Raw genomic sequence first — 19,013 nt, 5'->3', positions numbered from 1 at the left:
TCCCCAACGAAAGGCGGTAGCCCATGTCGTTCATCACACGCGGGTTCTCCGGACGCGGGCGCGATCGAGACCCCCGGCTGCCTCCCGGCCAAACCCTCGTCGAGGACTGGCCGGTGCTCTCGGCGGGTCCGACCCCCGACATCGACCCGGCCGACTGGGAGTTCGTGGTGGCGACCGAGAACGGCCGCCACACCTGGAACTGGGATGAGATGCACGCCCTCGGCGTGGAAGACATCACCGTGGACATCCACTGCGTCACCCACTGGTCGAAGCTCGAGATGGCGTGGCGCGGGGTGCCGCTCGACAAGATCTTCGAGAACGTCGAGACCTCGTACGACTACGTCATGGCGCACAGCTACGGCGGCTACACGACCAATGTGCCGCTCGACGAGCTGCTCGACGGCCAGGCCTGGATCGCCTTCGAGGCCGATGGCGAGCCGTTGACTCCCGAGCACGGCGGACCGGCCCGGCTGCTCGTGCCGCACCTGTACTTCTGGAAGAGCGCCAAGTGGGTGCGCGGGCTCGTCATGATGCCGAGCGACGACCCCGGGTTCTGGGAGCAGAACGGCTACAACCTGCACGGCGACCCATGGGCGGAAGAGCGCTACTGGTGACCCACCGACCGGCGGCGTGGCATGCAGCGACGGTGCGCTCCGTCTCGCGCGAGACGGCGTCGGCGCGCAGGATCGAGTTCGAGGTGCCCACCTGGCCCGGCAACGACGCGGGCGCCCACCTCGACGTTCGCCTCACCGCACCCGACGGCTATCAGGCCAGCCGTTCCTACTCGATCGCCTCGTCGGGCGACTCGAGGCGCGTCGTGCTCGCGGTCGACGAGGTGCCGGGCGGCGAGGTGTCGCCGTTCCTCGTGCACGAGCTGCAACCCGGCGACCAGGTCGAGATCCACGGTCCGCTCGGTGCCTACTTCGTGTGGACGCCTGGCGACGAGCGCCCGGTGCAGCTCATCGCCGGCGGGTCGGGTGTCGTGCCGCTCTACGCGATGGCGGAGCTGCACGACCGGGAACAGGACTCCACCCCGTTCCGGCTGCTGTACTCGGTGCGCACGCCCGACGACCGCTTCTTCGCATCCGAGCTCGAGCAGATCGCCGCGCGCGGGCGGCTCGAGGCGAGCTACGTCTACACGCGCGCCGTGCCCGCGGGCTGGCACAGCGCGCCTGGCCGGGTCACCCGTGACGCGCTCGCCGCGGCCACCTGGCCGGTCGATCGACGCCCGCGCATCTACGTGTGCGGTCCCACGCCGTTCGTCGAGACGGTCGCCGACTGGTTGACCGAGCTCGGACACGAGCCGCGGGCGATCCGCACCGAGCGCTTCGGAGGAGGCTGAGCGTGAAACTGGACGGGAATGCGATCGCGGGTCCGCTCGCCGAGGTGTTCGGCCGTGACGTCACGCTCGCGGTCATGACGTGTTCCGGATGCCACGAGAGCGCGGTCATCGCGCGCGCGATGGTCTACGTCACGGCAATGGGCTCGGTGGCGCGCTGCCCGACCTGCGACCGCGCACTGCTGGTGCTGGGCCCCGGACCGGGGGCGCGCATCCGCTTCTCGATGCCCGGCGTCAGCTCCCTCGAACTGACGCCGGACGAGCCGGATGCGGCGTAGCGCGGCGCCTCAGCGCGCGGGCGGCGGGTTGTCCGGCAGCCACTGCTCGTAGCCGAGCGTCGAGAGCTGCGCATCGGGGCCGGGAACCAGCTCGTCGCCGTGCAGCTGCGTTCCGAAGTAGGTGGCCTCGTCATCCGTGACGACGGTGCGATCATCGCCCATGAAGGCGAGGCCCGTACGCACGAGGTCGTCGAGGTACCAGTGGTCGGGGCCGCCGATCTCGACGATCCCGTTCGTCGGTGCGCCGAGCGCCACCCGCTTCACGGCTGCCACGACATCGTTGCTCGCCATCGGCTGGATGCCGGCGTGCGGCAGCCGCACGACGCCGTCGACCGTCGAGGAGTCGGCGATGCCGCGCACGAACTCGAAGAACTGGGTGGCGTGCACGATCGAGTAGGGCACCCCGCCCGCGCGGATGAGCTCCTCCTGCGCGACCTTGGCGCGCAGGTAGGCGCTGTCGGGCAGCCGGTCGGTGCCGACGATCGAGAGCGCCACGTAGTGGCCGACTCCCGCCGTGCGCGCCACATCGAGCAGCGTTCGCGTCGAGGTCGTGAAGAACTCGAGCACGGCCTTCTCCTCGAACGAGGAGAGTTCGACACGTCGACCACGACCTGCGCACCGGTGAGGGCATCGGCGACGCCTTCGCCCGTGAGCGTGTTCACCCCCGTGCTGGGTGCCGCGGCGACGGCGTCGTGGCCGGCCTCGGTGAGCTGCCTGACGAGGTTCGACCCGATGAGGCCGGTTCCGCCGATGACGACGATTTTCATGATCTCCCCTTTCGTGGGCGGTCGGATGCGACCGCTACAGAGAGGACAGCGCGGCGCCCACGGATGTGACGGATCACGGGCGCGCGTCACAGCTGGGGCGGCCGCGGTTGCCAGCGCGCGAGCTTCGACTCCGCGGTCGTCAGCCACACCTCGCGTATGCGGTGGCGACCGTCGAGCGCGAGCACCGCGACCACCTGTCCGCCGGCCGAGCTGATGATGCCGCCGGGCGCGCCGTTCACCCGCGCGGGCCGCACCTGGGCCCCCGGGAACCGCATCCGGATGCCGACGAGCGCGCGCGCGACAGCTGCCCGCCCGTGCGTCTCGCCTCCCGTCGTGTCGCCGGCGTCGTGCACGAGGTGCGCCCGGGCGCTGAGCGCCGCGGCGACGCCCCTCACATCCGATCGTTCGAGGGCGGCGAGCGCTCGAGCGATCTCGAGCTCACGCGACACGGGACGCCACGGCCCCGAGCTTGTGCGGATTCATCATCCACAGCAGGTTCCGGATGCCGGCCTGCGAGGTCACGAGGGCGAGCACCGCGACGACCTCGCCGTCGCGGCGCAGCACCGCCGCGGGACGGCCGTTGACCTCGGCGACCGTCACCTCGACGCCCTCCCAGAACCGCGGTTGGAACGCGCGTACGAACTTGGCGACCGTCTCGCGGCCCACAACCGGGATGCGCGAGGCGCGCACCACCCCGCCGCCGTCGGAGTACGACACGACGTCCTCGGTCAGCAGCTGCTCGAGCTGGCGCAGGTCGCCCGTCGACGCGGCGGTCACGAAGGCGTCGAGCAGGCGCCGCTGCTCGCCCGTGCTCACCTCGCGGTGACGCTCCTCGGCGAGGTGCTTGCGGGCGCGGCTCACGAGCTGCCGTGCGGCCACCTCCGACACCTGCACGACGGAGGAGATCTCGGCGTAGTCGTAGCCGAACGCCTCGCGCAGCACATAGGCGGCGCGTTCGGTGGGGGTCAGGCGCTCGAGCATGAGCAGCACGGCGAAGCTCAGCGCCTCGGCGCGCTCGGCCCCCAGGGTCGGGTCGGCGCTCGTGTCGACGGGTTCGGGCAGCCACGGTCCTACATACGATTCGCGCCGCACGCGCGCCGACTGCAGCTCGTTGATCGCGAGCCGGGTCGTCATCGCGACGAGGAAGGCGAGAGGGTCGACGACGGGTGCGCGATCGATGCGCTGCCACCGCATCCAGACCTCCTGCAGCACGTCCTCCGCCTCGGCGACGCTGCCGAGCATCCGGTAGGCCACGCCGAACAGTCGCGGACGCGCCGACTGGTAGACGGCCAGTGCATCGGCCAACTCGGCGTCGGTCACGACATCCCCTTCGCCGGTGCTCGGGGCACACCGGTCCCAGTAGAGAGACAGGACGACGCGCGTGGTTGTGACCGATCTGACGAAAAAAGTCCGGTGGCCTCATTCCTCCGGGTCGGGGTGGCCCTCGCCGCGATCCCGCGCAGCACCTCGAGCGCCACGGCCGAGTGGTCGGGGGTGAAGCCGAAGATCGAGCGGATCTCGCCGTAGATCTCGGGCACGTGGCGGCTGAGCGCCGCGCCCTCGGGGGTGAGCGAGATGATGACGGTGCGTTCGTCGTGCGCGCTGCGCGTGCGGGTCACGAGGCCACGCTGCTCGAGGCGCTTGAGCAGGGGAGTGACCGTGCCGTACTCGAGCTGGAGCCGGTCAGCGAGACCGCCGACCGTGTGGTCGCCGTACTCCCAGAGGCACGCGAGGGCGATGTACTGCGGGTACGACAACCCGATCGGCTCGAGCAGCCGCCGGTACTCGGCGATGACCGCGCGGGATGCCTGATACAGGTTCCAGCACACCATCTCGCTGAGGGGGATCGCGCCGTCGGGTTCGTCCATGCGTAAAAACCTAGCACTCTAAATAAAAGAAAGCTATTGACACGCGTTCGAAGGAGAGTACTGTTTCGCCCAAACGACGAGGAGACTCCCCCATGCGCTCACATACCGAGAACCTCGCAATCCGGCGCGAGCACCAGGCTGAGACAGCACCCGCGCCGCCCACCCCCGAATCCCACGCCGACCTCGACACCGCGGCCCGCGAGTTCCACGCGCTCCGGCCGCGACTGTTCGGCATCGCCTACCGCGTGATCGGCACGGTCGCGGATGCCGAAGACGTCGTGCAGGACGTCTGGCTCAAGTGGCACGCCTACGACCGCTCGCAGGTCGAGCACCCCGAGGCGTTCCTCGTGACGACCACCACCCGGGTGGCCATCAACGTGCTGCACTCGGCGCGTGTGCGGCGCGAGACCTACACGGGCCCGTGGCTGCCCGAGCCGATCGACACCGAGGCCAACCCCGAGGTCGAGGCCGAGTTCAATGAGTCGCTCTCCTTCGCGCTGCTCGTGCTCCTGGAAGCGCTCTCGCCCACCGAGCGAGCCGCCTTCGTGCTGCGCGAGGCGTTCGGATACGAGTACGCGACCGTCTCGGAGATCCTCGAGATGAGCGAGATGGCCGTGCGCAAGCTCGTGAGCCGCGCACGCGAGCACATCGCCTCGGGGCGGCGCCGAACCGTCTCGACCACCCAGCACCGGCGCCTGCTGCGCGCTTTCGTCGCCGCCGCGCGCTCGGGCGACGTGCAGCAGCTGGAGAGCCTGCTCGCGGCCGACGTCATCAGCTACTCCGACGGCGGCGACGCCGTGCATGCGGCTCGCATCCCGATCGTCGGCACGGAACGCGTCGTGAAGTTCGTCGCCGCCTTCTCGCGCTGGTTCTGGGACGGCATCGAGGTGCGCGAGGTCGAGATCAACGGCGAGCCCGCCATCGCGATCGTCGCCGACGGCGAGGCGGTCACCGTGCTCTCGCTGTGCCCGTCCGGCGACGGGATCGCGCGGCTGTTCTGGCTGCTCAACCCCGAGAAGCTGGGGCGCATCCACTTCGCCTGATCAGCGCGTCACAGCCGCAGGCGGGGTCTTGTCTTTCCTCGTGAGGCCCCTCGTCCGAGGGATCTTCTCTCGAACGAAAGGCACCAGCCATGAGCGCGCACGCTCTCGAACCCGCCGCGGCGGAGCTCGTCGACGCGACCTCGCGTCCCCCTTCATCTACCAGCTCGACCCGGCGGCTGCCCGCAAGGTGCTCGACGAGCTGCAGGCCGCCCCCACCGAGCTGGCCGAGGTCGACGAGCGCTGGGTCACCGTGCCCGCGTCGGTCGGCGAGGTGCGGGTGCGCATCGTCACGCCGAAGGGTGCCGAGGGGCCGCTGCCCGCGGTGCTCTACATCCACGGCGGCGGGTGGGTGCTCGGCAACGCCGGCACCCACGATCGCCTCGTGCGCGAGCTCGCCGTCGGGGCGCGTGCCGCCCTCGTGTTCGTCGAATACGACCGCTCACCCGAGGCGCGCTACCCCGTGGCGATCGAGCAGGCGTACGCCGTCGCGGAGTGGATCACGGCATCCGGTGCCGAGCACGGGCTCGACGCGAGCCGTCTCGCCGTGGCCGGTGACTCGGTCGGCGGCAACATGACGGCTGCCGTCACCCTCATGGCCAAGCAGCGCGGCACGGTGCGCTTCGTGCACCAGTCGATGTACTACCCGGTCACGGATGCCGCCCAGGACACCGCGAGCTATCGCGAGTACGCCGAGGGCTGGTACCTCGCCGCCGCGGGCATGGCCTGGTTCTGGGACGCCTACCTGCCGGATGCCGAGAAGCGTTCCGAGATCACCGCGTCACCGCTGCGCGCGAGCCTCGAGGAGCTCGCGGGACTCCCGCCGGCGTTCCTCATCGTCGATGAGAACGACGTGCTGCGCGACGAGGGCGAGGCGTACGCGCGCAAGCTCACCGAGGCGGGCGTGCGCACCGTGAGCGTGCGCTACAACGGCACGGTTCACGACTTCATGATGCTGAACCCCTTGCGCGCGACAGCCGCGACCTCGGCCGCGATCGCGCAGGCCGTCACCGTGCTGCGCCACGCTCTCGGCACCGACTGATCGTCCATCCATCCACCCCAACAGAAAGAAGAGAACCATGGCTACACCCACGGTCGTGCTCGTGCACGGCGCCTTCGCCGAGTCCGCGAGCTGGAACGACGTCATCCGGCACCTCTATCAGAACGAGGTGACCTCGGTCGCCGTCGCCAACCCGCTGCGCAGCGTGACGATCGACGCGGCCTACCTGCGCGACGTGCTCGACAGCATCCCCGGGCCCATCGTGCTCGTGGGGCACTCCTACGGCGGCTTCGTCATCACCGAGGCGGGATCGCACCCGTCGGTGGAGGCGCTCGTCTACGTGGGCGCGTTCGCGCCCGATCACGGCGAGAACGCCTTCGAGCTCTCGACGAAGTTCCCCGGCAGCAGCCTCGGTGAGGCGCTCGACGCGCACCCCGTGTCGACGGGGGCAACGAGTTCGTGATCCGTCGCGACGCGTTCCACCACCAGTTCGCGGCGGACGTCCCTGTGCAGGTCGCGGGCCTCATGGGCGCGACCCAGCGCCCCGTCACCGAGGCGGCGCTCACCGAGCCGCTGCCCACCGAGACGCCCGCCTGGCGTGCGCGGCCGACGTGGTTCGTCTACGGGGATGAAGATCTCAACATCCCCGCCGAGCTGCAGCGCTTCCAGACCGCGCGCGCCGGCGCCCGCGTGGTGCGCGAGCTGCCGGGTGCGTCGCACGCCATCAGCGTCTCGCAGCCGGTCGAGGTCGCCGAGGTCATCCTCGAGGCCGTCGCGACCGTGCGTGCGGCCGACCGCGGCGCCGCCGTCGCCTGATCCGATCCGGGTGGCGTCGCGCGCGGCGCCACCCGTTCGACGGGACCCGCCCATGAAAGACGCGCAGACGCGGTTCGAACCGCTGCACACGGTCACGACGCCCGTGCTCGAGATCGCCTACGCCGAACTCGGACCAGCCGACGGCCCCGCCGTGGTGCTCTTGCACGGCTACCCCTACGACATCCACAGCTACATCGACGTGGCGCCGATCCTCGCCGGGCGCGGCTACCGCGTGCTCGTGCCGTACCTGCGCGGGCACGGGCCGACCCGCTTCCTCTCGCGCACGACGCCGCGCTCGGGCGAGCAGGCCGCCCTCGGACGCGACGTGGTCGAGCTGCTCGACGCGCTCGACGTGCCGCGCGCGATCCTCGCCGGCTACGACTGGGGCGGGCGTGCCGCGTGCGTCGCCGCGGCCCTGTGGCCGCAACGGGTCGAGGGTCTCGTCTCGGTGAACGGCTACCTCATCCAGGATCTGGCCTCCGCGATGATGCCGCTGGACGCCGAGCTCGAGGCCGGCTTCTGGTACTTCTTCTACTTCCTCACCGATCGCGGCTTCGCGGGTCTCGACCGCCACCGCCGCGAGATCGCCGAGGTCATCTGGCGGCGCAACTCGCCCGATTGGCGTTTCGACGAGGCGATGCTCGATCGGGCGGCCGAGGCCTTCCGCAATCCCGACTACGTCGACGTGGTCATCCACTCCTACCGGCATCGTCTCGGCTACGCGCCCGGGGCCGACGAGTACGTGGCCGAGCAGTCGGCGCTCGCGGCCCTGCCGCCGATCCGCGTGCCCGCCGTGACGCTCGACGGCATGGCGGACGGCAACTTCCCGGCCGGCGACGGCTCGGCATCCGCCTCGCGCTTCGCGGGGCCGCGGGTGCATCACCAGATTCCGCACGCCGGGCACAACCTGCCACAGGAGGCGCCGTTCGCCTTCGCGCAGGCCGTGCTCGAGGTGGCGCGGCTCGCCGAGATCGAGGGAGCGCGGCGTCTCGCGGTGAGTTGACCCGCGAGGCGCCGCGTCAACGCACGACGATGTCGGCGTAGTCGCTGTGGCTCGTGAGGAAGCGGCGGATGACGGGGCACTCCACGACAAGCGCCTCGCCACGGTCGCGGCGTTCGTCGAGCACGTGCACGATGAACGCGGTGGCGATGCCGAAGCCACGCAGCTCGGGGTCGACGTAGGTGGAGTGCAGCACGGTGTGCGTGCCCGATTGCGAGTAGCGGATGACACCCACCTCGCGGTCGCCGATGAGCGCTCGATACCGGCCCACAGCGGCGTCGTCGACGATGCGCAGATCGTCGGCCGCGTCGGCGCTCGGGGTCACGTACTCGGCGGAGCCGGCACCCTCGGCGAGCTCCTCTGCCGTTCCCTCATCGAGAAAGCCCATGCCGTCGGGATAGCCGGCCGCATCGGGGTACTCGAAACCGTCACGTGACATCGTGGATCCCTTCGCTGAAGCGGGTGAGGACGAACTTCATACCGATGAAGACAGTGCGGCGGGGCGGGTTGTGACGCCGATCGGCACATGGGGAGCCCTCCCCGGCACTTCGATTGGTCGCGGCGCCCTCGACACGGCAGACTCGTGCTCATGTCCGATCCGCAGCAGCCTGGCGCCACCGGCGACCAGATCCCCCGATCCCGCCCGCTTCCGGCACCGAGGTGCCGCCCGTTCCGCCGGTGCCGCCGGCACCCTCGGCACCGCCCGCGCCCCCGGCACCGCCCGCGCCCCCGGTGCCTCCGGCCCCGCCCGTGACCGATGCCGCTCCCGCGGCCCCGGCGAACCCCTACGCGCAGCCCGCTCAGAACCCCTACGCCGCGCAGGCCGGCCAGCCGCAGGCGCAACAGAATCCGTACGCGGCCCCGCAGCAGCAGCCGAACCCGTACGGTGCCGCTCCCGCGGCCCCCGTCTACACCGGGGCTCCGGCCGCGCCCTCGCGTCTCAACGTGATGGGGCTCATCTCGCTCATCGCGGGTGGGCTCGCGTTCCTCTTGGGCGTGACCGCGGGATGGATCCCGTTCGTCGGCTTCGCGTTCGTCTTCATCGCCCTCGTCGGCCTCGTGTTGGGAATCGTGGGGCTGCTCGCCAAGAACAAGGGCAAGGGTCTCGCGATCGCCGGCACGATCGTGTCGGGCATCGCCCTGCTGCTCACCGCGATCATCAGCATCTTCATGCTCGTGGTGTTCACCAGCATCCAGCAGAGCATCGAGGACTTCGGTCCCGACGACCCGGTGATCACCGACCCCGACGGCGGTCAGACGCAGAACGACGGCGACCCGAACGCCCTCGGTTCGGCCAACAACCCCGCGTCGCCCGGCGACACGATCACCTTCACCGACTTCGAGGGCACCGACGAGTGGCAGGTCGTGGTCGGCGCCCCGGTGCTCGACGCGACGGCCGACGTGCTCGCCGCCGACGAGTACAACGCGGAGCCGGCGGCCGGCAACCAGTACCTCGTCGTGCCGGTTACCTACACCTACGTGGGATCCGACAGCGGCTCGCCGTTCCTGATCTTCACCCAGATCGTCGGGAGTGACGCCGAGCTCTACGACACGAGCTACGCCGAGTACCCGAACTCGATCTACGACGCGGCGGAGCTCGGCACCGGTGACACCGCCGAGGTGAACCTCGTCTTCGAGGTGCCCACGAGCGCGGTCGCCGGGTCGCAGCTCAAACTCAACTCGATCTTCGGAAACGACATCTTCGTCGCGATCGGCTGAGCTTCGCGCCGCTGGGCCCTCACCCTGTCCGGGGGTGGGGGCCTTCGGCGTTCCGCGAGTAGGGTGACCCCATCCGGGGAAGGAGCGCTCGGATGGACGTGCTCGGCGTACTGCTGCCGATCTCGATCGCCGTCGCCCTCTCGAGCGTGCCGATCATAGCGATGGTCGTGCTGCTGCTCGCACCGCGTGGTCAGGCATCCGCGTTCGCCTATCTCATCGGCTACGCCACAGGACTCGCCGTCGTCATCGTGGGTTTCACCGCGGGGCTGCATGCCCCGCGCTGCCCGGATGGTTGCTCTGAGGCGAACCGCGAGGCGACTCAGTAGCGTCGCAACTGCGGATCGATCTCCTCGGCCCACGCGTCGATCCCGCCCGCGAGGTGGCGCACCTCGTCGAAGCCCCGGGCCATCAGGTAGCTCGCGGCTTGCGCAGAACGGATGCCGTGGTGGCAGTACGCCACGATCGGCACCTCGGGATCGAGCGCGTCGACGAGCTCGGGCAAGCGCCCGAGCGGTAGCACCATGGCGCCGGGGATCGCCGCGAGCTCGACCTCCCAGGTCTCCCGCACATCCACGAGCTGCAGCGGCTCGCCCGACTCCATCAGCGCAGCGAGCTCGCTCGGGGTGACCTCCTCGGGCTCGTTCACAGGTCGATCGACTCGCCCGGCTCGAGTACGTGGAACTCCCCACCGCCCTGTTCCGTCGCCCACGCGAGCCGGTCGGCCTGCATCTTCTTGCCTGCCACCGAAAGGGTCATGTCGTGCACCGGGAAGGCCCGCCGCGGCTTCACCGCGAGCACGTAGTCCATCGCCTCGCCGATCTTGAGCCACGGCGCCCCGACCGGGGCCGCCATGAGCTCGACCTCGACGCCGGGTTCGGTGTAGGAGTCGCCGCCGTAGAAGAACTCGTCGTCGACGAGCACGCCCACGTTGTCGATCACGGGGATCGAGGAGTGGATCACGTTGTGCGTCTCGCCGAAGAAGCGCAGGGAGAACGGCTCCACCTCGACGGTGTCGCCCGCGTGCACGACCTCGACCTCGATGCCGGATGCCGCAGCGGCATCCGCGACCCCTGCGGCCCGAAGACGCGGGCATCGGGATTCGCCTCGAGCAGCTCGCTCACGCGGTCGACGGAGAAGTGATCGGCGTGCTCGTGCGTGATCACGATCGCGACCACCCCCGCGGCGTCGGGCAGGGTGGCCAGAAACATGCCGGGGTCGATCACGAGTCGGGCGTTGCCCTTGCTCACGACCATGCAGGAGTGCTCGTACTTCGTCACGTTCATGCAGCCGACTCTATGCCTCTAGGGTGAGGGCGGACCGTAGTGAAGGGATGCCATGTTCGTCGATCTCCCCGAAGCCGATTTGCGCGCCTACCGCAGCGCGCAGGTCGACCCCGCCGACTTCGATTCGTTCTGGAACGCGACCCTCGCCTCCAGCCGCGCGGCGGCCCCGGCGGGCGCCCGACTCGACGCGGTCGAGGTGGGGCTGCGCACGCTCGACGTGTTCGACGTGACCTTCCCGGGATTCGGCGGGCAGCCCATCCGCGCCTGGTTGCGGATGCCGCGGGGCGCTGCGGGGCCGCTTCCGACGGTCGTGCAGTACCAGGGCTACGGCGGAGGGCGCGGCCGGCCCACCGAGAACCTGCTCTACGCCTCGGCGGGCTTCGCGCACCTGCTCGTCGACACCCGCGGTCAGGGCTCGGGGTGGTCGATCGGCGACACCGCCGACTCCGGCGAGACGGGCCCCCAGATTCCGGGTGTCATGACGCGCGGCATCGATTCCCGAGACAGCTACTACTACCGGAGGCTGTTCACGGATGCCGTTCGCGCGATCGACGCGGTGCGCACCCTCGAGTTCGTCGACGCCGAGCGCATCGCCGTGCTGGGCGGCAGCCAGGGCGGCGGCATCTCGCTCGCCGTCGCGGGCCTCGTCGAGGACTTCGTGCCGTGCTACCGCAGGTGCCGTTCCTGTGCGACTTCCCGCGCGCCCTCACGATCCATGACAAGGACCCGTACCACGAGGTCGTGCGCTACCTGGCCCAGCACCGCACCAAGGTCGCGCACGTGCTCGAGACTCTCGCCTACTTCGACGGCGTGAACTTCGCGCGCCGCGCGACCGCACCCGCCTGGTTCACCGTCGCGCTCATGGACGAGACCTGCAAGGCCTCGACCGTCTTCGGCGCCTACAACGCCTACGCGGGGCCCAAGCAGATCGAAGTGTTCCCCTTCAACGGCCACGAGGGCGGCGCGGCGCAGACCGACGGCGAGAACGTGCGGATCCTGCACGAGGTGTTCGGCAACTAGTGTCGCGCGACGCGGAGCAGGTGAACCGCCGGCTGCTGCGCGCCCGCGACACGATGGACAGGCACTACGCCGAGCCGCTGGACGTCGCGTCCGTGGCAGCCGTGGCGTTCATGTCGAAAGCGCACTTCATCCGCGAGTTCCGCCGGGTGTTCGGCGAGACGCCGCACCGCTACCTGCAGCGGCGGCGCGTCGAGCGCGCGATGTTCCTGCTGCGCACCACGGACGCGCCGATCGTGGAGATCTGCTTCGCCGTGGGGTTCACGAGCGTCGGCACCTTCGGACGCACCTTCACCGAGGTCGTCGGGAGCTCGCCGAGCCGGTATCGCGCCGCGGCCGACGGAGCGATCGAACCGAACTCGGGCTCCTTCATCATGCGCTGGGGCAGACCCAGCACTTTCGGAGAAGCGCCGCGGGGCCCCGACTCGTAGCGTGAAGCAACACGATCCCGAACCGGAGGAACCATGCTGACATCCAACAACCTGTCGTCGATCTTCGTGCTCGATCAAGACGAGGCGCTCGAGTTCTACGTGGGGCTGCTCGGGCTCGAGGTGAGCGCCGACGTGCAGTTCGGCCCGATGCGCTGGCTCACGGTGCGCGTGCCGGGCGAGAAGCACGACATCCTGCTCGAGCGTCCGGGGTGCCCGCGCACGACCCCGCCACCGAGGAGCAGGTGCGCGAGCTCGTGAGCAAGGGGGCGGGCGGCGGCTGGCTCGCCTTCCTCTCGGATGACGTCGACGGCGAGTTCGAGCGGCTCAAGGCTGCGGGGGTCGACATCACCCAGGAGCCCACCGATCAGGGCTACGGGCGCGACTTCGGCATCCGCGATCCGTTCGGCAACCCGATCCGTATCGGGCGCATCCCGTCGTACGAGTGAGTCACCTGCCGCCGGCCGGGCCGGCATCCGGATCATCGCTCAGCCGGTCGACGAGGGCGAGGCCGCGCTCGGCCCACTCGATCTCGATGCGGGCGCGCGCCACGAGCCCCTCGTAGGTGAAGCGCTTGTAGGCGATCGTGCGCTCGCGGTCCTGCTCGGCGGTCACGGCGATGCGGCGGGCGAGCATCGGGTTGGTGACGGTGTCGATCCGCACGAGCTCGCCCTCCCACTGCTCGAGCTCGGACTGCCACTGCGCGCGGTGTGCCCGCAGGAACGCGCGGGCGGCATCCGGTGTCGTCGCCTCGAGGTAGGCGGCGCGCAGGTGGGCGGGATCGCGCACCCGCTGATAGTCGAGCGGTGCCGCCATCCAGTCGGTGAAGGCGGCATCGCCGGCAGGGGTCACGTGGTAGAGCCGACGGTGGCCGCGCTCGCCGCGCGCCTGCTGCTCGCCCTCGACGAGGCCCTCGGCCTCCATCTTGCGCAACTCGGGATAGATCTGGGAGTCGGGCGCGTGCCACACGTGGCCCACCGACTGCGCGAACTGCTTGGCGAGGTCGTACCCCGAGAGCGGTCCGACCCGGAGGATCGCCAGCAGCGCGTACCGCAGACTCATGGGCCCCTTCCCTCTCGGCTCCAGGCTAACGGCGCGATGCGGGGCGCCCGCGCGTCAGGGGCGCCCCGCATCCGCTCTCAGGCGCGATAGCCGGTGCGCCATCCGCCGTGATATTCGACGCGTGCGACCGCCGAGTACGGCACGGGGCTCACGACGACGCGCACCTCGGTCTGCTCGTGCGGTTCCACCGCGGCCTTGCGGCTGCCGCCGTTCGGTTCGCCCCACACCACCCGCAGCTCGGTTCCCTCGGGCACGTCTGCGTCGATCGTCGCGAGCGAGAGCCCGCTGCGCTCGTTCGAGCTGTAGCCCGTGAACATCGAGAAGCCCACGACGGTGCCGTCGGCGTCGACGACCGAGTCGTAGTTCGCCGAGCCGTAGTTCGCCAGCGGCAGGTCGAAGAACTTGTAGTGCGGTCCGTCGGGTGTGAACAGCGAGCCGAAGATGCGGGTGAGGTCCTCGCCATTCCAGGCAAGCGTCACCTTGCGTCGCTGGGTGGCGGGGTCGACCTTCTCGAGCGCGTCACGCCCGATGAAGTCGTGGTCGAACTTGATGAACGAGCCGTAGCCGAGCTCCCACGGGGTGAGGTAGTAGTCCTCGATGTCGTCCGACACGAACGAGCCGGCGAGCGTGCCGGTGGCCTCGTAGCCGTCGGCGGGCAGCCACTCGCGGTAGGCGCGCTCGGCCTCGCCGGTGTAGATCGCGGGCAGCGGCGAGGGGATCCATCCCGACTCGAGCGTGTTCGAGGGGTACGCGCGCGATCCGACCGGCACGAGGCCGAACTCGGCCCCGGCTTCCACGATCGCGTCGCGGATGCGGTCGTGGTGCTCGTACGGGCCCCAGATCTCGAGCCCCGGGGCACCGGCCATGCCGTGGCGCAGGGTGCGCACCGTGGTGCCGTCGATCGTCATGGTGCTCATGTTGAAGAACTTGAGCTGCTCGAGCGGCCCCCGTTGAGCTTCTCGATGACCTGCCAAGCCGTCGGGCCCTGGATCTGGAAGCGGTAGTACCGGCGCGACACCGCGTGACCGTAGGGACGCGAGGGCGAACGACGGTCGACCTCGATGTCGAGGTTCGCATAGCCGCCCGTCTCGCCGTGGAAGAGCAGCCAGTTGGCCGCGGGGGAGCGGCCGACGTAGACGTACTCGTCCTCGGCCTCGTGGAACAGGATGCCGTCGCCGATGACGTGACCGGATGCGGTGGTCGGCACGTACTGCTTCGCCTTGTCGACCGGGAAGACCGCGGTCGAGTTGATGGCCGTGTCGGAGATGAGCCGGATGGCGTCGGAGCCGCGCAGGAACAGGTTGTCCATGTGGTGCGACTGGTCGTACAGCACCGAGGTCTCGCGCCAGGCGCGCTGCTCCTTGATCCAGTTCTGGAAGTCGGCGGGCACGACCGGGTAGATGTACGACCCGATCTGCGAATTGCGCAGCAGCTCGACGGGGTTGCCGGATGCGTCGAGTACCTGCTGCAGGGTGGCGGCTGCCATGGTGTTCCTCTCTTTCCGCGTCAGAAGACGATCGTGTGGTTGCCGTGTCGGATGACGCGGTCTTCGGCGTGCCACTGCACGGCACGGGAGAGCACCTCGCGTTCGACGTACGCTCCGCGCGCCTGCAGGTCGGCGGCGGTCATCGCGTGGGTCACGCGCGCGACGTCCTGCTCGATGATGGGTCCCTCGTCGAGCTCGGGGGTCACGTAGTGCGAGGTCGCGCCGATGAGCTTGACCCCGCGCTCCTTCGCCTTGCGGTAGGGCGCCGCCCCGATGAAGGCGGGCAGGAAGCTGTGGTGGATGTTGATGATCGGCACCCCGAGCCGCTCGAGGAAGTCGTCGCTCAGGATCTGCATGTAGCGCGCGAGCACGACGAAGTCGACGTTGCCCACGAGCAGGCGCAGCAACGCCGTCTCGGCCTCGGTCTTGTCGGGTCCGTGCGAGGGCACGTGGAAGAACGGGATGCCGAACGAGCGCACGCTCTCGGCGGTCGTCGAATGGTTCGAGATGACCATCGGGATCGCCACCGGGAGCTCACCGCGACGGTGCCGCCACAGCAGTTCGAGCAGGCAGTGATCGGAGCGGGAGGCGAGCACCGCCATCCGCTTCGGCGTCGACTGGTCGGTGAGGCGCCACTCGAGGCCGAACGCGCCGAGGGTCGCGTCGAGGTCGGCCTCGAGCTCGGGGATCGCGGCCGCGAAGTCGGGGCGGTGGAACACCACTCGCTGGAAGAACGCGCCCCCGTCGGCGTCGTCGGAGTATTGGTCGAGACTGACGATGTTGCCCTCGTGTCGGGCGATGAGCGCCGTCACGGCCGCGACGATGCCGGGCCGGTCGGGCCCGTGCACGATGAGGCAGCCGGTGTCGAGCACGGATGCGGCGAGCGTCACGACCCCTCGCCCCCGTGGCTGCGCACCCATTCCGCCGTCGCGGGGAGGCCGCCGAAGGTGTAGAAGTGCAGCGCCACCTCGCCGGCCGCCGGGTCGGTCGCGAGGCGCCGGCCGAGCTCGGCCACGAACTTCTCCGGCCCCGCCGTTCCCATCAGGTTGGTGAGCGAGAAGCCGTACTTGCGCACGATCATGGCGTTCGCCCCGATGCCGAACCGGGAGGCGAAGGCGAGCAGCCGCTTGATGCCCGCGGGTCCTGGGGTGCCGACGCGGATGAGCGAGCGGATGCCTCGCTGCCGCACCTGGGCGATCCAGGCGAGGACGGCATCCAGGTCGAAGGCGAACTGGGTGATGATGACGCTCGCGAGCCCCTGCTCGGCGAGCGCGGCGGTCTTGTGCTCGAGCGCCGCCCAGAGCTCGGCCTCGGGGATGTCGGGGTGGCCCTCGGGGTAGCCCGCGATGTTCACCTCGCGCACGCCGTAGTCGCCGAGGATGCCGGTGCGGATGACGTCGAGCGAGGAGGCGTAGGGACCTTCCGGGGTCGCGGGGTCGCCGCCGACCACGAACACGTGCTCGCTGAGGCCGGCCTCCTGCAGCCGCGCGAGGAACTCCTCGAGCGCATCGTGCGAGGCGAGCCGGCGCGCCGAGATGTGGGGCACCGGCACGAGGCCGTGCGCCTGCACCGCGCGCGCGGCGGCGAGGCGCATCTCGAGGTCCTCGTTGCCGAGGAAGGTCACATTCACGCGCGTTCCGGGCGGCAGCAGGGCGGCGGCGTCGTCGAGGCCCGGGATGTCCTTGCCCGTCATCTCGAGCGAGAAACCGGCCAGCAGGGCACGGCTGGCATCCTTCGCGGGCGATCCGGCGGCATCCACGCGGGGCTTCCTCTCGACGTCGAGACGCACGACGACGTGCGCTGACCCGAACCATACCTATGTCGATAGGTAATGTCGATAGGCACCAGCGCGAGTCTGTCGTTATTCAAGAGTTTTGTGACGCTCGTCACGAAAGTCTTGACAATCGGCGAGGGGTACCAGACCATGACACTGTCGGCACAGTGATGTGCTGAGCCACCCCACATATTGAGAGGCCTGTTCAATGAAGAAAGCCCTGAGCGCAATCGCCATCGGCGCCGCCGCCGTTCTGGCGTTGAGCGCGTGCACCGATTCCGCCGCACCACCCTCGAGCGCACCCGTCGACAACGATTCCGGCGAGCTGCGCACCGTTCGCGTCGCGGCGCTCCCGATCGCCGAGACCGGCGCCCTGTGGGCCGCCATGGACGAGGGGATCTTCGCCGACCACGGCATCGAGGTCGAGGTCGTTCCGGCCCAGGGCGGCGCCCAGGCCATCCCGGGTCTGCTCAACGGCGACATCGAGTTCGCGATCGGCCAGCCGTTCGGTCCGTTCCGCGCGGCGCTCGCCGACCTCGGCGCGCCCATCATCAGCAACTACGCGAGCTCGCTCGGTGCCGACGCCGAGAAGGATGTCAACGCCGTCGTGGCGCTGAAGTCCTCGGGCATCACGGGCCCGGCCGACCTCGCGGGCAAGCGCGTGTCGGTCAACTCGCTGGGAGCCGCGGGGGATGTCACGATCATGAAGGCCGTCAAGGACGCCGGTGGCGACCCCACGACGATCGAATTCGTCGAGGTCGCGTTCCCCGACGCCCAGGCACAGCTCGAGGCCGGCAACATCGACGCGGCCTGGGTTCCCGACCCGTTCATGTCGATGGTGGCGGGCGGTGACGGCCTCATCGTGGTGCACCCGTACCAGGCGACCATCCCGGGCCTCTCGCTGCTCACCAACATCACGACGCAGAAGCTCATCGACGAAGACCCGGAGCTCGTCAAGGACTACTCCGACGCGATGACCGAGGCACTCGACTGGGCGCAGGAGAACCCTGACGCGGTGCGCGCGGCGATCGTGAAGAACATGGGCATCCCGGAGGCTGCGGCCGCCGGCATCACCCTCCCGGTCTTCACCTCGACGATCGACGAGGCCGGACTCGAAGACCTCGCCGACCTCGCAGTCGAGTTCGGCGTGCTCGACCAGAAGCCCGACTTCGGCAAGCTGCTGAAGCTGCAGTAGACGAACGGGTGCGGGGTGCCTCACGCTGAGGTATCCCGCACCCCGTCGTGCCCACGTTCCGTCCCGATCGAGAGATTCACATGACCTCCGCCCCCGTCGCCCAGCCGCGGATCCGCTCCCGCCGGCCGGCGCGCGGACTCCGCAAGTTCGTGCTGGGCGTCGCGGGACTTCTCGGGTTCCTGCTCACCTGGGAGCTCCTGCCCGCACTCGGCATCGTCGACGCGCGGTTCCTGCCCCCGGCCACGACCGTGCTCGCCCAGCTCGCCACCGAGTTCCAGGACCTCGAGTTCTGGCGCAACGTCGGGCGCACGATGACCACCTGGTTCCTCGGGCTGCTCATCGCCACCCTCGGTGCCGTCGCGATCGGCACCGTCATCGGCCTCGTGCCGTATCTGCGACGGCTCACGCACACGACCGTCGAGTTCCTGCGCCCCATCCCCTCGGTCGCGCTCATCCCGCTCGCGATCCTGATGTTCGGCTTCCAGATGCCGGCGGCACTGCTCATCGTGGTCTACGCGAGCTTCTGGCAGGTGTTCGTGCAGGTGCTCTACGGCGTCGCGGATGTCGACACGGTCGCCCGCGACACGGCCAAGAGCTTCGGCCTCACCCGGGCCTCCCGGTTCCGCAACCTCGTGCTGCCGACTGCGCTGCCCTACATCATGACGGGCGTGCGCCTCGGCGCCGCCGTCGCCCTCATCCTCACCGTGACGGCCGAGCTGCTCATCGCGGTGCCCGGCATCGGGCGCGTGATCGTGTTCGCGCGCGGCGCGGGAGACGTGCCGACGGTCTACGTGTACGTCGTCGTGGCGGGGCTGCTCGGGCTCATCGTGAACCTCATCTTCCGCCTGATCGAGCGCCGCGTGCTGTCGTGGCACCAGTCCGTGCGCGGGGAGGATGTGGCATGAGCAGCAGCATGATGACGCGCTCGATCAGCGTGCTCC

General features: G+C 69.9%; 24 protein-coding genes and 4 pseudogenes. 16 read left to right on the top strand and 12 right to left on the bottom strand.

All coding sequences use genetic code 11. The features are described from left to right. Positions 1 to 23: 23 nt before the first annotated feature. From QQK29_RS01380 to QQK29_RS01370, 3 genes are read left to right on the top strand one after another with little or no spacing between them, the layout of a single operon-like run. Complete coding sequence (locus QQK29_RS01380) at positions 24 to 614, top strand: molybdopterin-dependent oxidoreductase (protein WP_284297166.1); 591 nt, start codon at positions 24 to 26, stop codon at positions 612 to 614. 32 nt (positions 615 to 646) lie between these two features. Beyond that, on the top strand, positions 647 to 1,342 hold the full coding sequence (locus QQK29_RS01375; protein ID WP_348533769.1) for an FAD-binding oxidoreductase: 696 nt from the start codon (positions 647 to 649) through the stop codon (positions 1,340 to 1,342). A gap of 2 nt (positions 1,343 to 1,344) precedes the next feature. Beyond that, positions 1,345 to 1,617, top strand: coding sequence for a DUF6510 family protein (locus tag QQK29_RS01370; RefSeq protein WP_284297162.1), 273 nt, complete (start codon positions 1,345 to 1,347; stop codon positions 1,615 to 1,617). A 9-nt stretch (positions 1,618 to 1,626) separates the two neighbouring features. Here the strand turns inward: QQK29_RS01370 and QQK29_RS01365 are convergent, their stop codons facing one another. From QQK29_RS01365 to QQK29_RS01345, 5 genes and pseudogenes are all read right to left on the bottom strand, one after another. After that, positions 1,627 to 2,184, bottom strand: coding sequence for an SDR family oxidoreductase (locus QQK29_RS01365; RefSeq protein WP_284302041.1), 558 nt, complete (start codon positions 2,182 to 2,184; stop codon positions 1,627 to 1,629). Positions 2,185 to 2,324: 140 nt separating this feature from the next. After that, positions 2,325 to 2,384: pseudogene (locus QQK29_RS01360) on the bottom strand (hypothetical protein); the annotation flags it as partial. 86 nt (positions 2,385 to 2,470) lie between these two features. After that, positions 2,471 to 2,779: a sigma-70 family RNA polymerase sigma factor family protein gene (locus QQK29_RS01355; RefSeq protein ID WP_284297160.1), complete on the bottom strand. Its 309-nt coding sequence runs from the start codon at positions 2,777 to 2,779 to the stop codon at positions 2,471 to 2,473. A gap of 43 nt (positions 2,780 to 2,822) precedes the next feature. Continuing rightward, complete coding sequence (locus QQK29_RS01350) at positions 2,823 to 3,704, bottom strand: RNA polymerase sigma-70 factor (RefSeq protein WP_284297158.1); 882 nt, start codon at positions 3,702 to 3,704, stop codon at positions 2,823 to 2,825. Further along, a complete protein-coding gene (locus QQK29_RS01345; RefSeq protein WP_284297156.1) occupies positions 3,701 to 4,252 on the bottom strand; it encodes a MarR family winged helix-turn-helix transcriptional regulator in 552 nt (183 codons plus the stop codon). The genes QQK29_RS01350 and QQK29_RS01345 overlap by 4 nt, the downstream gene beginning before the upstream one ends. Positions 4,253 to 4,344: 92 nt before the next feature. On the opposite strand from QQK29_RS01345, the gene QQK29_RS01340 reads away from it, so the two are divergent. From QQK29_RS01340 to QQK29_RS01320, 5 genes are all read left to right on the top strand, one after another. Beyond that, entirely contained in the window at positions 4,345 to 5,295 is a 951-nt protein-coding gene (locus QQK29_RS01340) for an RNA polymerase sigma-70 factor (protein ID WP_284297155.1), read from the top strand. A gap of 187 nt (positions 5,296 to 5,482) precedes the next feature. After that, positions 5,483 to 6,334 (top strand): alpha/beta hydrolase, encoded by an 852-nt coding sequence (locus tag QQK29_RS01335; protein WP_284297153.1) that lies wholly within the window; start codon positions 5,483 to 5,485, stop codon positions 6,332 to 6,334. A gap of 37 nt (positions 6,335 to 6,371) precedes the next feature. Next, positions 6,372 to 6,755, top strand: coding sequence for an alpha/beta fold hydrolase (locus QQK29_RS01330; protein WP_284297151.1), 384 nt, complete (start codon positions 6,372 to 6,374; stop codon positions 6,753 to 6,755). Then, positions 6,752 to 7,108, top strand: coding sequence for an alpha/beta fold hydrolase (locus QQK29_RS01325; RefSeq protein WP_284297149.1), 357 nt, complete (start codon positions 6,752 to 6,754; stop codon positions 7,106 to 7,108). Before QQK29_RS01330 ends, QQK29_RS01325 begins: the two co-directional genes overlap by 4 nt. Before the next feature lie 52 nt (positions 7,109 to 7,160). After that, on the top strand, positions 7,161 to 8,111 hold the full coding sequence (locus QQK29_RS01320; RefSeq protein ID WP_284297147.1) for an alpha/beta fold hydrolase: 951 nt from the start codon (positions 7,161 to 7,163) through the stop codon (positions 8,109 to 8,111). A 16-nt stretch (positions 8,112 to 8,127) separates the two neighbouring features. Here QQK29_RS01320 and QQK29_RS01315 read toward each other — a convergent pair whose 3' ends face one another. Further along, the gene (locus QQK29_RS01315) at positions 8,128 to 8,547 is read right to left on the bottom strand and encodes a GNAT family N-acetyltransferase (protein WP_284297145.1); all 420 of its coding nucleotides are present in this window, start codon (positions 8,545 to 8,547) and stop codon (positions 8,128 to 8,130) included. 311 nt (positions 8,548 to 8,858) lie between these two features. Between QQK29_RS01315 and QQK29_RS01310 the strand changes: the two genes are divergently transcribed. Further along, the gene (locus tag QQK29_RS01310) at positions 8,859 to 9,827 is read left to right on the top strand and encodes a hypothetical protein (RefSeq protein ID WP_284297144.1); all 969 of its coding nucleotides are present in this window, start codon (positions 8,859 to 8,861) and stop codon (positions 9,825 to 9,827) included. Between the two features lie 92 nt (positions 9,828 to 9,919). Further along, on the top strand, positions 9,920 to 10,153 hold the full coding sequence (locus tag QQK29_RS01305; protein WP_284297142.1) for a sulfite exporter TauE/SafE family protein: 234 nt from the start codon (positions 9,920 to 9,922) through the stop codon (positions 10,151 to 10,153). Here QQK29_RS01305 and QQK29_RS01300 read toward each other — a convergent pair. Together QQK29_RS01300 and QQK29_RS18325 are read right to left on the bottom strand one after the other, a co-directional pair. Further along, complete coding sequence (locus QQK29_RS01300; protein ID WP_284297140.1) at positions 10,147 to 10,473, bottom strand: rhodanese-like domain-containing protein; 327 nt, start codon at positions 10,471 to 10,473, stop codon at positions 10,147 to 10,149. The genes QQK29_RS01305 and QQK29_RS01300 overlap by 7 nt on opposite strands. After that, positions 10,470 to 11,110 (bottom strand): annotated as a pseudogene (locus tag QQK29_RS18325) (MBL fold metallo-hydrolase). Before QQK29_RS18325 ends, QQK29_RS01300 begins: the two are co-directional and overlap by 4 nt. A gap of 52 nt (positions 11,111 to 11,162) precedes the next feature. Between QQK29_RS18325 and QQK29_RS01290 the strand changes: the two are divergent. The 4 genes and pseudogenes from QQK29_RS01290 to QQK29_RS01275 all read left to right on the top strand — a co-directional run bounded on the left by QQK29_RS01290 (position 11,163) and on the right by QQK29_RS01275 (position 13,004). Next, positions 11,163 to 12,130 (top strand): annotated as a pseudogene (locus QQK29_RS01290) (acetylxylan esterase). A 20-nt stretch (positions 12,131 to 12,150) separates the two neighbouring features. Beyond that, positions 12,151 to 12,558 carry a helix-turn-helix domain-containing protein gene (locus QQK29_RS01285; protein ID WP_284297138.1) on the top strand — a complete coding sequence of 136 codons (408 nt, stop codon included), beginning with the start codon at positions 12,151 to 12,153 and terminating at the stop codon, positions 12,556 to 12,558. A 33-nt stretch (positions 12,559 to 12,591) separates the two neighbouring features. Then, the gene (locus QQK29_RS01280) at positions 12,592 to 12,816 is read left to right on the top strand and encodes a VOC family protein (protein ID WP_284297136.1); all 225 of its coding nucleotides are present in this window, start codon (positions 12,592 to 12,594) and stop codon (positions 12,814 to 12,816) included. After that, positions 12,768 to 13,004 carry a VOC family protein gene (locus tag QQK29_RS01275; protein WP_284297134.1) on the top strand — a complete coding sequence of 79 codons (237 nt, stop codon included), beginning with the start codon at positions 12,768 to 12,770 and terminating at the stop codon, positions 13,002 to 13,004. Before QQK29_RS01280 ends, QQK29_RS01275 begins: the two co-directional genes overlap by 49 nt. 1 nt (position 13,005) lies before the next feature. On the opposite strand, the gene QQK29_RS01270 is transcribed toward QQK29_RS01275, so the two are convergent. The 4 genes and pseudogenes from QQK29_RS01270 to QQK29_RS01255 all read right to left on the bottom strand — a co-directional run bounded on the left by QQK29_RS01270 (position 13,006) and on the right by QQK29_RS01255 (position 16,862). Continuing rightward, complete coding sequence (locus tag QQK29_RS01270; protein ID WP_284297132.1) at positions 13,006 to 13,617, bottom strand: PadR family transcriptional regulator; 612 nt, start codon at positions 13,615 to 13,617, stop codon at positions 13,006 to 13,008. A gap of 77 nt (positions 13,618 to 13,694) precedes the next feature. Further along, positions 13,695 to 15,103, bottom strand: a pseudogene (gene ligM / locus QQK29_RS01265) (vanillate/3-O-methylgallate O-demethylase). Between the two features lie 20 nt (positions 15,104 to 15,123). After that, positions 15,124 to 16,023: a formyltetrahydrofolate deformylase gene (gene purU / locus QQK29_RS01260; protein ID WP_431308640.1), complete on the bottom strand. Its 900-nt coding sequence runs from the start codon at positions 16,021 to 16,023 to the stop codon at positions 15,124 to 15,126. Continuing rightward, entirely contained in the window at positions 15,990 to 16,862 is an 873-nt protein-coding gene (locus QQK29_RS01255) for a methylenetetrahydrofolate reductase (RefSeq protein ID WP_348533766.1), read from the bottom strand. The genes purU and QQK29_RS01255 overlap by 34 nt, the downstream gene beginning before the upstream one ends. Positions 16,863 to 17,085: 223 nt before the next feature. Here QQK29_RS01255 and QQK29_RS01250 point away from each other — a divergent pair, with 223 nt between their 5' ends. Beyond that, positions 17,086 to 18,072 carry an ABC transporter substrate-binding protein gene (locus QQK29_RS01250; protein ID WP_284297128.1) on the top strand — a complete coding sequence of 329 codons (987 nt, stop codon included), beginning with the start codon at positions 17,086 to 17,088 and terminating at the stop codon, positions 18,070 to 18,072. An 80-nt stretch (positions 18,073 to 18,152) separates the two neighbouring features. Then, the gene (locus tag QQK29_RS01245; RefSeq protein ID WP_284297126.1) at positions 18,153 to 18,977 is read left to right on the top strand and encodes an ABC transporter permease; all 825 of its coding nucleotides are present in this window, start codon (positions 18,153 to 18,155) and stop codon (positions 18,975 to 18,977) included. Positions 18,978 to 19,013 lie beyond the last annotated feature (36 nt).

This window comes from Homoserinibacter gongjuensis, from assembly GCF_030161875.1.
Classification (GTDB): Bacteria; Actinomycetota; Actinomycetes; order Actinomycetales; family Microbacteriaceae; genus Homoserinibacter; species Homoserinibacter gongjuensis.
Note: the sequence above shows the minus strand (reverse complement) of the source record. Positions and strands in the feature narration are given on the sequence as shown.